This window comes from Candidatus Limnocylindrales bacterium, assembly GCA_035571835.1.
Lineage (GTDB): Bacteria > Desulfobacterota > Binatia > UBA1149 > CAITLU01 > DATNBU01.
This window is the reverse complement of the sequence record DATNBU010000027.1, coordinates 1-14,331: the sequence shown is the minus strand read 5'-3', so window position 1 is coordinate 14,331 and position 14,331 is coordinate 1. Positions and strand designations below refer to the sequence as shown.

General features: G+C 67.0%; 5 protein-coding genes. 4 read left to right on the top strand and 1 reads right to left on the bottom strand.

The annotated features are described in order from the left end of the window. Positions 1-36 precede the first annotated feature (36 nt). From VN634_10780 to VN634_10765, 4 genes are all read left to right on the top strand, one after another. Positions 37-1,716 (top strand): DUF1329 domain-containing protein, encoded by a 1,680-nt coding sequence (locus VN634_10780; protein HXC51359.1) that lies wholly within the window; start codon positions 37-39, stop codon positions 1,714-1,716. Between the two features lie 12 nt (positions 1,717-1,728). Beyond that, complete coding sequence (locus VN634_10775; protein ID HXC51358.1) at positions 1,729-2,535, top strand: amidohydrolase family protein; 807 nt, start codon at positions 1,729-1,731, stop codon at positions 2,533-2,535. Positions 2,536-2,744: 209 nt separating this feature from the next. Further along, the gene (locus VN634_10770) at positions 2,745-8,093 is read left to right on the top strand and encodes a choice-of-anchor Q domain-containing protein (GenBank protein ID HXC51357.1); all 5,349 of its coding nucleotides are present in this window, start codon (positions 2,745-2,747) and stop codon (positions 8,091-8,093) included. A gap of 26 nt (positions 8,094-8,119) precedes the next feature. Then, complete coding sequence (locus tag VN634_10765) at positions 8,120-12,433, top strand: choice-of-anchor Q domain-containing protein (GenBank protein ID HXC51356.1); 4,314 nt, start codon at positions 8,120-8,122, stop codon at positions 12,431-12,433. A 372-nt stretch (positions 12,434-12,805) separates the two neighbouring features. Here VN634_10765 and VN634_10760 read toward each other — a convergent pair. Beyond that, the coding region (locus tag VN634_10760) for a hypothetical protein (GenBank protein HXC51355.1) at positions 12,806-14,331 on the bottom strand (1,526 nt) is incomplete at its 5' end.

Here is a 14,331-nt window from a genome sequence, read left to right as displayed (position 1 = left end):
TCGCGAATCCGTCCATCCCGCAGGAGGCCACCCGGCGTGAGGTCAGCCACCAGCCGCTCGCTCGTTGCCGCATCGATTTCGGCGTCGCTGCTGACAGCCTCTGCGCTGTTCGCGCAGAACGATGCCGCCGACGGCGATGCGATCCCGGTTTCCAGGGCGGGTTCGACCGAACAGGACTACGAAACGCTTCGCCGGCTTCTCGGTCTTCCGTCGCCCGCAGCCAGAGGCGACACGCATGACTCCTCTGCTGCGCCAGCCGCAGTGCAGACGCCGCCTGCGATTCCTGAAGCAGAACCGGTCGCAGTTCCGACTTCCGCGCCGCGCGCGGAAAAACCCGTGCCCGCCGCAAGACCTGCCGCACCACGCCGAGCGCCGCGCAGCTTGACCAGGCCGCCATCGGCGGCCAAGGCGCTATCGGCTCCCGCAATCGAAGCGGCGCCGGCGCCGGTCGACAGCGCGCCGGCCCCGATGCGAATGCCTGCTGAAAAGGGCAGCGCAACTTCGGCAGCAGCGGCGCCGCAGGTCGCGGTGCCGCCCGTCGGCACGGTGATTTCCCGAAGCAACCTGGAGCAATGGAAACATCTTCTCGGTCCTTCCATCCAGTGGAGCGTCGAACGCGGTGCGACTCTCGACGTGGCCGCACGAAAACCGATGCCGATCGAGCCGCGTCGCGAGCAGGCGACGCAGCGCTACCATGCGCAGGTCCGGCTCGCCGCGAACAAGCTGTCGATGACCAACTATGTCGCGGGGATTCCGTTCCCGCTGGTGACAAAGGATGACCCCGACCTCGTCATCAAGCTGATGTTCAACTACGAGTCGCGACTGGTTGCCGACGACGTCGACCTGCGCCGGTCGGTTTGCGACACCGGAGGTCTGAGCGCCGAACAAGGCTTCCACATCGAGAAGCATTACGAGCCGGAGCACTTCCGCAGGCTCTTCTACGTGAGCCGGCTCTTTCACGAGCCGATGCCGACGTGGAAAACAGTCGATGGCGTCCGCTACCGCGAAGTCGCCGGGCCGCTCTCGGAACCGTTCGACCTGAAAGGCGCAGGCTATACGTACGCACGCTACCTCGATCCCGCGCGCCAGGATGATTCGTGGGTGTACTACCCGTCGAGCCGCCGCGTAAGGCGCCTCAGCACGGCGCAACGATCCGAGGGAGTCTTCGGGCAGGATATCGACCTCGACAGCTTCGCGGGCTTCGCGGGGAACCCGGCGTGGACCGAATGGAAGTATCTCGGCGAGAAGACGATCCTCGCCCCGATGCACGCCCGCAACGTTCCGGTCAAATTCCAGGCCTCTCCCGTAGACTACTTCCCGGACGAAGACTGGGAGCCGCGCGAGGTGCACGTGATCGTCGGTACTTCGCTGCTCGTCGGCAATTCGTTCAGCCGGCGCGTGCTGTACGTCGATCGCGAATCGCTGCTGATCCCGCTCGTCGAGCTCTACGACATGAACGGCGGACTATGGAAGGGAATGCTTCAGACCTGGACGGTCGGCGACGGTGTCGTCAGGGCCGCCGCGCCGGTGACCGACGATCCGCCGCGCATGGCAAGCATTTCGCTCTTCGACATGCAGCTCGACCACGTCACACGTTGCGAGCTTCCGGCCGCCGCCGCCACCGGCGAGCGCGGATGGTATTTCAACGAGGGCGACGAGGGCGGGACGACGGAAGCCGAGTTCGAGGTTTCCGGCATGATCGCCAAAGGACGCTGAGCGCTGCCTGCAATGAGAATCGTCGACGCATGGGCGCAGCATCCGACTTCGCTTTTCCTCGCGCAGCCGTTCCTGGATTCGCTTCGCCGCTGGACAGGCCAGACGCTCCACGAAGACATTCCGCTCGAGATGACCGTCGAGCTCATGCGGTCGGCAGGCATCGACAAGGCGCTGCTGTCGGCATGGCACGGACCCGGCGGCGCGCTCATCCGCAACGAAGACGTGCTCGATGCGGTCACCAGGCATCCCGATCTGTTCGCCGGCATCGCGTCGGTCGATCTTCGCACTCCGGTCGAAAGCACCAGAGTGCTGCGCGAGTACGTCACGCGCCATGGCTTCAAGGCGCTCCGCATCGTGCAGTGGCTGTGGGAGCTGCCGTGCACGCAGGCGCTCTACTACCCGCTTCTTGCGGCGTGCGTCGAGCTCGACGTTCCGGTGTGCCTGCAGGTGGGTCTCACCGGTCCGCTTCGAAGCTCGGAGACCGGACGTCCGCTTACGATCGAACGGATTGCGCTCGACTTTCCGGAGCTCAAGATCGTCTGCGGCCACATCGGATATCCGTGGCACATCGAGATGATCGCGATCGCGACCAAATTTCCGAACGTCTACATCGACACGTCGGCGTACAAGCCGAAGCGGTATCCGTCCGAGCTCGTCGCGTACATGAAGGCGCACGGCCGCAGCAAAGTGATGTTCGGGACCAACTATCCGATGATCACTCCCGCGGCGTGCCTCGCCGAGATCGACGGCCTCGGCCTCGACGCCGACACCCGCGAGGCGTTCCTCGGGAGAAATGCCGAACGACTTTTCCGTCTTTGAGGAGCACGTGCGGGGCGCGACGGCTGAAGATTCCGTCAGGCTGAAGAAAACGAACCATCGCGGTCTTCGAACCGAGTGCGGGGTCGGCGGCTTTCGCTTCCATCACTTGGTTTTCCACAGGTTGGACACCCACCCCTCAGGGGCCTATAAGTCCCCACCGGCCACACGCACACAGGGGAAAGCGTGACGGCCCGATCGAGGGGGTTCGCATGATCGATCATGGTACCGCGTTCCGACGCGCGACCGCCGTTTGGTTCCTCTCCGCGCTGATGTGCGTTTCCGCCGCGCTTGCGCCGCGCGCGACCGAGGCCGCGACGATCACTGTCAACACGACGGCCGACGAGGTGAACACCGACGGCGACTGCTCGCTGCGCGAAGCGTTCAACGCAGCCAACAACGACTCCACCACCAACGCCGACAGCTGCACGGCGGGCACCGGCGCGGACACGATCTCGCTGCCGGCCGGGACTTACACGCTGAGTCTCGACACCCAGCTCGACGCCAACGACACCACCGGAACGGGAACGCTGCGCGACCTGACCATCACCGGCGCGGGCGCAGCGACGACGATCATCCAAGGACACGCGGCGGTCGCCGGTACCAACACCCGCGTGCTTCTCGTTTCGAATGGAGACTTCTCGATCTCGGGCGTGACGATCGAGAACGGCAAGTCGAGCCAGAGCGGCGGCGGAATGCGTTTTGCGAGCGCAGGCGGTCATTCGCTGACGATCACCAACTGCAAGTTCCTGAACAACGTCGACACCGGCAGCAGCGGCGGAGGCGGCGGACTCCACATCACCGGAACCACCGGGTCGATCACGATCAGCGGTTCGACGTTCACCGGCAACTCGGCGACCGCTGCGAACGGTGGCGGTATCTACAACGTTGCCGGAGGCGGGTACACGTTCAGCCTCAGCGATACCACGATCTCCGGCAACGCTGCCGGCGGCGGCAACGGCGGCGGCATCGACAACGAAGGTACCGGCGCATCCTTCACGATCAGCAATACGACGATCAGTGGAAACACCGCGAGTGTCGATGGCGGCGGCATTTACAACTCGATCTCGGGAACCGCTGCCGTAACCATCACGAGCAGCACGATCACCGGCAACGCAGCCAACCGCAACGGCGGCGGCGCATGGGTCAGCGTGGCCTCCGGCGGCAGCGTCAGCCTGAAGAATGCCACGCTGAGCAGCAACACGGCCGACGAGGACGCCGGCGGTCTGATGGTGAACGGCGCGCTCGGCGGCACCGTCAACCTGAACAACGTCACGATGACGGGCAATACGGCGGACGTCGACGGCGGCACGGCCGGCGACGGTGGCGGAATCCGCCGTGAAGGCGCCGTGCTCAACGTCGCCAACTCGATCATCGCCGGCAATACCGACGCATCGGCGTCGACCAAACACCCGGACTGCTCGACCGACGACACCACCAAGGTCGTCACGCAGGGTTACAACCTGGTCGGCGTCGAGGATGCCGGCGCCTGCACGAACTTCGCGAACGATGCCGGGGGCGAGGACGGCGACCGCATCGGCTCGGCCGCAAGTCCGCTTTCGCCTCAGCTCGCAGCCGGCCTCGCCGACAACGGCGGCGCGACCCAGACGATCCTGCCGCTCGCGGGCAGCCCCGTGCTGAACAACGGCAACCCGGGAACGGCCGACGGTGCGCTCTCGGGCTCGCTCAGGCACTGCGAGTCGACCGACCAGCGCGGCGTGACGCGCCCGGTTACGACGGTTTGTGACATCGGTGCGGTCGAAGGCGTGTGCGGCGACGGCGTGCTCAGCGGCAGCGAGCAGTGCGAGACGCCGTTCGGCGGGTGCTGCGACGAGACGACGTGCAAGTTCAAGACGGCCGCGACGACGTGCCGCACTTCTGCCGGTGTCTGCGACCCGTCGCCGGAGACGTGCACGGGATCGTCGGCAACGTGTCCGGCCGACGTGCTGTCGTCCAGCGCGACCGTGTGCCGCGCATCGGCGGGCGTCTGCGACCCGTCGCCGGAAAACTGCACCGGGTCGACCGCGACGTGCCCTGCCGACACACTGTCGTCCTCCGCAACCGTGTGCCGCGCGTCCGCCGGCGTCTGCGACCCGTCAGCCGAAAACTGCACCGGATCGACCGCGACATGCCCGGCCGACGTGCTGGCATCGAGCGCAACGCTGTGCCGCGCGTCCGCCGGCGTCTGCGATCCGTCACCGGAAAACTGCACGGGATCGACCGCGACGTGCCCGGCCGACGTCGTCTCCTCGAGCGCAACGTTGTGCCGCGCGTCTGCAGGCGTCTGCGACCCGTCGCCCGAGAACTGCACGGGGTCGACCGCGACGTGCCCGGCCGACGTGCTGTCGCCCTCCGCAACGCTGTGCCGCGCGTCTGCAGGCGTCTGCGATCCGTCACCGGAGAGCTGCACGGGATCGACCGCGACTTGCCCGACCGATGTGCTGTCGTCGAGTGCAACACTTTGCCGCGCCTCTGCCGGTGTCTGCGATCCGTCGCCGGAGAACTGCACCGGTTCGACCGCGACGTGTCCGGCCGACACGCTATCGTCGAGTGCAACGTTGTGCCGCGCGTCGGCGGGCGTCTGCGACCCGTCGCCGGAGAACTGCACGGGCTCGGACGCCGACTGTCCGGCCGACGTCCTGTCATCGAGCAACACGCTGTGCCGCGCGTCCGCCGGGATCTGCGATCCGTCCCCGGAGAACTGCACTGGTTCGGAAGCCGACTGTCCGGCCGACGTGCTGTCCTCGAGCGCAACGCCGTGCCGCGCGTCCGCCGGCGTCTGCGATCCGTCGCCGGAGAGCTGCACGGGATCAGACGCCGACTGTCCGGCTGACGTCCTGTCATCGAGCAACACGTTGTGCCGCGCGTCCGCCGGCGTCTGCGACCCGTCGCCGGAGAACTGCACGGGCTCGGACGCCGACTGCCCCGCCGACGTGCTGTCATCGAGCAACACGTTGTGCCGCGCGTCCGCCGGCGTCTGCGATCCGTCCCCGGAGAACTGCACCGGCGCTGACGCCGAATGCCCGGCCGACGTGCTCGCATCGAGCGCAACGCTCTGCCGCGCATCCGCCGGCGTCTGCGATCCGTCGCCGGAGAGCTGCACCGGCTCGGACGCCGACTGTCCCGCCGACGTGCTGTCATCGAGCAACACGTTGTGCCGCGCGTCCGCCGGCGTCTGCGATCCGTCGCCGGAGAGCTGCACGGGATCGGACGCCGACTGTCCGGCTGACGTCCTGTCATCGAGCAACACGTTGTGCCGCGCGTCCGCCGGCGTCTGCGACCCGTCGCCGGAGAACTGCACGGGCTCGGACGCCGACTGTCCGGCCGACGTGCTGTCGTCGAGCAACACGTTGTGCCGCGCGTCCGCCGGCATCTGCGATCCGTCGCCGGAGAGCTGCACAGGCTCGGACGCCGACTGTCCCGCCGACGTGCTCTCGCCGAGCGATACGTTGTGCCGCGCCTCTGCCGGCGTCTGCGATCCGTCGCCGGAGAGCTGCACGGGATCAGACGCCGACTGTCCGGCCGACGTGCTGTCGTCGAGCACAACGCTCTGCCGCGAGTCTGCCGGCGTCTGCGATCCGTCGCCGGAGAACTGCACCGGTGCAGACGCCGACTGCCCGAGCGACGTGCTGGCATCGAGCGCAACGGTGTGTCGCGCGTCCGCTGGCATCTGCGATCCGTCACCCGAGAACTGCACCGGCGCGGACGCCGAATGCCCGGCCGACGTGCTGTCGCCGAGCGATACGTTGTGCCGCGCCTCGGCGGGCGTCTGCGATCCATCACCCGAGAGCTGCACCGGCTCGGACGCCGCCTGCCCGGCCGACGTGCTGTCGCCGAGCGATACGCTGTGCCGCGCATCGGCCGGCGTCTGCGATCCGTCACCGGAGAGCTGCACCGGCTCGACCGCCGACTGTCCGGCCGATGTGCTGTCGTCGAGCGAGACGTTGTGCCGCGAGTCGGCAGGCGTCTGCGATCCGTCGCCGGAGAGCTGTACGGGCTCGACCGCCGACTGCCCGGCTGACGTGATGTCATCGAGCGCCACGCTGTGTCGCGAGTCGGCCGGCGTCTGCGACCCGTCGCCGGAAAGCTGCACCGGCTCGACTGCCGACTGCCCGAGCGACGTGCTTTCCTCCAGTGCCACCCTGTGCCGCGCATCCGCCGGTATCTGCGACCCGTCGCCGGAAAACTGCACCGGCTCGACTGCCGACTGTCCGAGCGACGTAGTGTCGTCGAGCGCGACGCTCTGCCGCGCGTCCGCCGGCATCTGCGATCCGTCTCCGGAAAACTGCACCGGGTCGACTGCAACGTGCCCGGCGAACGTTCTCTCGTCGAGTGCGACCGTGTGCCGCGCGACCGCCGGTGTCTGCGATCCGGGGCCGGAACGATGCACGGGCACGACCGCGACGTGTCCGGCCAACGTTCTCTCGTCGAGTACTACCGTGTGCCGCCCGTCGGCGGGCATCTGCGATCCGTCGCCGGAGCACTGCACCGGCTCGAACGCGAGCTGCCCCGCGAACGTGCTCGCTTCGAGCTCGACCGTGTGCCGTCCGTCGGCCGGAGACTGCGACGTTACCGAAAACTGCACCGGCAGCGCCGCATCCTGCCCGGCCAACAGCTTCAAGCCGAACGCCACGCCGTGCGGCGATCCGGCCGACACCAGCTGCGACAATCCGGATAGCTGCAACAGCTCGGGCACCTGCCTGACGCACAACGAGAACAACGGCACGCCGTGCGACGACGATGCCTTCTGCAACGGTTCGGACACGTGCGCTTCCGGTACCTGCACCAGCCATGCGGGCGATCCATGTCCGGGCGTCGACGGCGATGCCGACTGCTCCGAAACCTGCGACGAGACCGCGGACGCGTGCACCGGCAACGATCCGAATGGCAGCGCCTGCAACGACGCCGACATCTGTACGGTCGGAGAGACGTGTACGGCGGGCACCTGCGGCGGCGGCGCCGCGGACGATTGCGACGACGACAATCTGTGCACCACCGACAGTTGCGACGCCGTCGACGGCTGCGTGAACGACGCGGTGCCGATCGTTACCGGCTGTTTCGTTGCCGCGAAAGCGAAATTCTCGATGAAGGATAACGCCGACGATACCAAGGACGGCTTGAAGTGGGGCTGGCAGAAGGGCCAGTCGTATCCCGCCACCGAGCTCGGGACGCCGGGCTCGACGACGACGTACGCACTGTGCGTGTACGACGCCGACGGCGGCGCGCCGTCTCTCGTCGCGTCGATGCAGATCCCACCGGGGACGCCGCCGTGGACCACGAAGCCCACGTCCGTGAAATACGTCGACAAGTCGGCGGCGTCGGACGGGGTGTCGCAGGCGCAGGTCAAGGCCGGCGATACCGACGGAAAGTCTTCCGCAAAGCTCAAGGCCGCGGGCATCCCTCTCGACCTTCCGGCGCCCGTCGACGCAGAACATTTCCTCCACGCCAACTCTCTCGTCGTCGAGCTCGTGAACTCGGCCGGTGCCTGCTGGACCAGCGAATTCGCGCCCGACGGCGTCAAGAAGAACACGACCACGCAATTCAAGGCCAGCGCGCCGTGAGTGAAACGCCGAGCAAGGAGTCCGGTATGTCCGCATTTCGACGAATGTCCGACGGCAAGGGGATGACGTACCGGGCGCTGTGCGCCTGGCTGCTGGCGGCTGCTCTGGCAGCCGGCGATTCCGGCGCAGCGACGCTGACCGTCAACACCACCGGCGACGAGATCAACAGCGACGGCGATTGCTCACTGCGCGAAGCCGTCGCCACGGCCAACGGCGATGTGCAGGTCGACGCGTGCGTGCCGTCGGGCGTGCTCGGCAACGACACGATCGTGATTCCCGCCGGAACCTATGACCTCTCCACGGTCGGCACCGAGATCGCGGTCGCGGACATCACGCTGCCGGACAACGATCTGACGCTGAACGGGGCAAGTGCCGCGACGACGACCATCCGCGCAAACGCGGCGGTCAGCACGGCGACGTACCGTCTGTTCAACGTCTCGGCCGGCAGCCTCACGCTCGGAAACCTGACCATTCGCAACGGCGGCGGAATCTCGAACGGCGCCGGCCTGATATTCAACCCGGCGAACGGCGAAGCGCTCGGCATCCACGACTGCGTGTTCGAGGACAACCGCACCACCGGCGATGGCGGAGGCCTGCACGTGACGGCCGGCGCGTTCACCGTCACCATCACCAATTCGGTCTTTCGCGGAAATCAGGCGTTCGGCGGCGGTTCGTCGGGTGGCGCCGGCAGTATTCTCGCAAGCGGCAGCAACTCGTTCGCGATCACGGACTGCACCGTCGAGGACAACTTTGCGCGCGGCTCCGGCGGCGGCTTCCGACTCGGCCAGAACGTCGATTCCGGCACGTTCACGCGCGTGGACTTCCTCGACAATCTCACCAACGGCAGCGGCTCGGACGGCGGTGCGCTGAGCATCCAGGCCGACGTCCTGACGATCACGGACTGTACGTTCGACGGAAACAGGGCCAACACCGAAGGCGGCGCGCTGCGCATCGGCGCAGGAACGGTTTCGAGCACGATCTCCGGCTGCACGTTCTCGAACAACGCCGCCACCGCGACCGGCGCCGAGGGCGGCGCACTTCGCGAATCCGCCTCCGATATCCTGCTCACCAACTCCACATTCTATGGCAACACCGCGACGGCCGGCGGAGGAGCGATCCACAAGAACGGCAGCGGCACGCTCACGATGAACAACGTCACGATCACCGGCAACACCGCCGACTCGGACGCGAACAACAACGGCGACGGCGGCGGCATTCGCCGCCAGAACGGCGACATCATCGTCTCCAACAGCATCATCGCCGGCAATTTCGATCTCTCCACATCCAACATTCATCCGGATTGCTCGACGGGCCAGACCTCGGACGTGATCAGCAACGGCTACAACTTCATCGGCGTCGGCGGCACGGTGGCGTCCGGCAACTGTCTGACGTTCGCCAACGGCGTCAACGGCAACCAGGTCGGCACGGCGGCCACGCCGCTCGATCCGATGCTGACGGCGCCGGCCAACAACGGCGGCAACACCACGACGATGCTGCCTGCGGTCGGCAGCCCCGTGCTCGACGCCGGCAACCCGGCGCTTCCTTTCGATGGCGGGATCACCGGTTCGCTCAGGCGCTGCACGCTGCTCGACCAGCGCGGCGTGACGCGCCCCGTGGACGTGACGTGCGACATCGGTGCCGCCGAAGGAACCGGCGTGGGAGAATGCGGCGACGGCAACCTCGACGCCGGCGAGGACTGTGAAACGCCGTTCGGCGACTGCTGCAATCCGTCGACCTGCCTGTTCGACGAGACCGGCACCATCTGCCGCGAGGGCTCGGGCGACCTTTGTGACCCCGACGAAACCTGCAGCGGCACCAGCGCGACCTGCCCATCCGACGTGTTCTCGCCTGCTGAAACGCCGTGCCGCACCAGCACGGGCGCCTGCGATCCGGTCGAAGTCTGCTCCGGCAATCCGGGCGAGGCCTGCCCGGCGGAGGTTCTCGAGCCTTCGACGACGGTGTGCCGGCCGGTCGCCGGAGTCTGTGACACCGCAGAAAGCTGCACCGGGTCCACGCCGGAATGTCCTTCCGATTCGTTCCTGACTTCGACGTGCAGGGATTCCGAAGGCGAATGCGACGTAGCCGAGACGTGCGACGGATCGACGGCCGACTGCCCGGAGAACGCGTTCGTTCCGTCGTCGACCGAATGCCGCGCATCGACGGGCTCGTGCGACGTGGTCGAGAACTGCACCGGCTCGACAGCGAGCTGCCCCGCCGATTCCGTCGAGCCTTCCAGCACCGCGTGCCGCGCTTCGACGGACGTCTGCGATACGGCCGAATTCTGCGACGGCGCGACGGGAGTCTGTCCGGAGAATTCGTTCGAAGCTTCGACGACGCCGTGCCGGCCCGCGGCCGGCGACTGCGATCTCGCCGAGAGCTGCACGGGGAGCTCCGCCGGCTGCCCGTCCGATTCGTTCTCGACGGCGGAGTGCCGCAGCTCGGTGAGCATCTGCGACGTTGCCGAGAGCTGCGACGGAGTGACGGCCGACTGTCCGGGCGACGACTACGCGTCGTCGGCGACCACGTGCCGGACGTCGGCGGGCAACTGCGACATCGACGAAGTCTGCACCGGAACATCGTCGGAGTGTCCCGAGGATTCCTACCAGGCGTCGACGGTCGTTTGCCGCGGTTCGGCGGGCGTTTGCGAAGCCGACGCGCAGTGCACCGGCACGAGCGCGGATTGTCCGGCCACCGGCTTCCAGCCGTCGACGACCGTCTGTCGACCCTCGGCCGGAAGCTGCGATGTGGTCGAGAGCTGCACCGGAGCATCGGTCGACTGTCCGGCCGACGATGTACTGGCGATCGCGACCGAGTGTCGCCCGTCGGCAGGCGTCTGTGACACCGCCGAAGAATGCGACGGAACCAGTCCGACGTGCCCGTCCAATTCGTTCTCGACGGCCGAGTGCCGCGGCTCGGTGAGCAACTGCGACATCGCAGAGAGCTGCGACGGACTGACCGCCGACTGTCCGGGCGACGACTACGAGTCGTCGGCCACCACGTGCCGGCCGTCGGCCGGCAACTGCGATATCGAAGAGACCTGCACCGGGACTTCTTCGCTGTGTCCCGAGGATTCCTACCAGGCATCGACGGTCCTGTGCCGCGGCTCGTCGGGCGTGTGCGAAGCCGACGGACTGTGCACCGGCACGAGCGCGGACTGCCCGGCCATCGGCTTTCAGCCGTCGACGACCGTCTGCCGATCGTCCGCCGGAAGCTGCGACGTCGTCGAGAACTGCACCGGAGCGTCGGTCGACTGTCCGGCCGACGATGTCGTCGCGATTGCGACCGAGTGTCGTCCGTCCGCAGACATCTGCGACACGCCGGAAGCATGCGACGGTACCAGCCCGGCGTGCCCGAACGACGACTTCAAGGCATCGGACGTGGCGTGCCGGGAATCGGCCGACGTCTGCGACGCGGAAGAAACCTGCACCGGCAGTAGCGCCGCGTGCCCGTCCGATTCGTTCCAGCCGTCGACTCTCGAATGCAGGGACGCGACGCAGATCTGTGACGTCGCGGAGCACTGTACCGGTGCGAGCGCAGCCTGCCCCGTCAACGGTTTCGCAGGATCGGCCACCGTGTGCCGCCCGGTGGCGGCCGCGTGCGACGCGCCGGAGGTGTGCTCCGGGTCGGCGCCCACCTGTCCGCCGAACGTCGGCCTTTCGAACGGAAGCGTCTGCAGCGACGGCAACGCGTGCACCAGCGTCGATCACTGCTTCGGCGGAAACTGCATCGCGGGCTCACCGCTCGACTGCGACGACGACAGCCTCTGCACCGCCGACAGTTGCGACACCGAGACCGGCTGCGTCAACGCGCCCGACGTTCGCGATCCCGGAACGTGCTATCAGAGCGGGGCCGGCCTTCTGGTCGTCAACGACTGGTTCATCACTCGCAAGGATGCGATCCGCTGGACCTGGCGGATGGGCGATCCGTTCACGCTCGCGGATTTCGGAAATCCCGGCACGACGACCGGATACTCGCTCTGCATCTTCGACCAGCTCGGCGGTGATCCGCGGCTCGCGACGTCGCTGAACATTCCGCCGATGAATACGTTCTGGAAGCCGGGCGGCGGCACCGGAAAGCTTCGCTACGTGGACCGCCAGGGCTATTTCGACGGCATGCGCCGGGTCACCGTGCAGTCATCGTCGAAGCCGAATCGATCGAAGATCCGGCTGAAAGCCCAGGGCAGCTACCTGGCGCTGCCCGATCCGGTGGGCAGCACGATGTTCGACTCGGATCCGAGCGTCATCGCGCAGTTCCTCAGCACCGACGGTGCGTGCTGGACAACCGAGTTCGGCATCCCGAAGAAGAACCAGTCGAAGAGGTATCGGGCCTACTTCCACTGAGCCAAGCCTTCAATCACCTGCAAACAGCAACGGCCGAACGCGCGCTCGCGCGTTCGGCCGTGCTGCATCTTCCCGTATCACGATTCCGCGAGCTCGCGGCAACGACTACAGAACCCTGACGCCAGTTATGGCGCGACGCCGCCGGTCACCCTAACGTTGTCGCCGCGCATCTTGCCGGGCGCCACCGTCATGAACGCCGACTAGCCGTAGACGCTGAGCGAGAACCGGTCTGTGTTCGTCATGCCGGCCGGAGTTGGCATCGATGCCGTCCGATCCGTCCACACCGAAGTGCCGGGTACGAACGGACCCGCGTTCGTACCCGGCCTCGTCTTAGCGCTCGATGCCGCAGCGCAGCTCGGCGTTTGATTCAGGCTATGGGCCGACTGCCGAGAACTGCACCGCGGTGTTCTTCTTGACCGGCTCCGTGAAGTCCGTGGTCCAGCACGCACCCAGGCTGTTGACGAGTTGCACGGTGAGCGTCGGGTCCACGTCGAAGTAGTTTGTCCCGTTGAGCGCCGGCGGCAGCGTCAGATTCGACGTCGCCAGCTTCGCCTGCATCGAGGACTTGCCCGCCTCGAGGCTCGCCTTGCCCTTGACCTGGGTGAAGCCGTCCCGGGTTCCACTCTTGTCCTTGTAGCTGATCGCTCCGGTTTTCGGGATCCACATCGCGTTGGCCGGCAGGTCGTACGAGCCGACCGTCGTCGGAATGTTACCCGTCCTGTCGTAGATGCACAGTGCGTAGCGCGTCGTCGATACCGGTGTTCCGAGGTTGGCGGGATCGACCGGTGCGCCCTTCTTCCACTTCCATTTGACCTGGTTCTTGGCCGGGTCGCCGGCATCCTTCACTTTGAATCCGAACTTGCCTGCGACGAAGCAGCCGCTCGCGGGCGCGTCGCCGCAGAGGTCCGTGCATCCGCTCGAGTCGCCGCCACCGCAGACGCCGGCCGTGCAGGTCTCGCCGGTCGTGCATCCGTCGCCGCTGTTGCAGGTGCTGCCGTTCAGGTCGGCCGCCGTGCATGTATCGGTAGCCTCGTCGCAGCTTTCGCTGCAATTGCTGTCTCCGTCCGGTCCGGCGCATGGATCGCCCGCATGGACGGTGCATGCGCCGGATGCGCAGGTATCGCTTCCATTGCAGGACGCACCGTCATCACACGAGGTTCCATTGATCTCGTTGTTCGCCTGGCAGCTTCCCGAACCATCGCACGTATCCGGATTGGTACAGGAATCGTCCATGCTGCTTCCGCATGGAGTTGCCGGCGCCTCGAGATTGAGTTGACAGGTGCCGGCGCCGTCGCACGTGTCGGCGTGATTGCACTCGGTTTCGGTATTGCTGCCACACGGCGTGCTCGACGAAGCAAAACCGTCGACCGGGCAGGAGCCGGCGCCGTCGCAGGTCTCCGTTGCGTCGCAGGCGCCGGTCGCATTGCGGCAGACCGTGGCGGTCGAGGCCGCCGCGTCGGCCGGGCATACGACACTGGCACCGGTACAGTTTTCTTCAGCATCACAGATCGAGATCGCGGCGCGACAGACCGTCGCCGACGATGCGAATCCATCCTCGGGACAATCCGCACCTGCACCCGTGCAGGTTTCGGCCTGGTCGCAGACCGTGGACGACTCGCGGCAGGTCAGTGTCGACGACGCGAATTCGTCCGCAGGACAGCCATTCACGATGCCGTCACAATCCTCCGCGACGTCGCAAACCCCACCAGCGCTGCGGCACTCGGCGGTGCTTTTGGAGTCGCTCGGGCAAGCGTCGGCCGCGCCGTCGCAGACTTCCGCCAGGTCGCAGATGCCGGCGGACGCGCGGCACTCGGCCGTGCTCTTCGCATCGGCCGGGCAAGCATCGGCTGCGCCGTCGCAGACTTCCGCAAGGTCACAGATCCCGCCGGACGCGCGGC

Coding starts and splice junctions, on each gene's coding strand:
- VN634_10775 (HXC51358.1), top strand. CDS start 1,729: ATGAGAATCGTCGACGCATGGGCGCAGCATCCGACTTCGCTTTTCCTC.
- VN634_10770 (HXC51357.1), top strand. CDS start 2,745: ATGATCGATCATGGTACCGCGTTCCGACGCGCGACCGCCGTTTGGTTC.
- VN634_10765 (HXC51356.1), top strand. CDS start 8,120: ATGTCCGCATTTCGACGAATGTCCGACGGCAAGGGGATGACGTACCGG.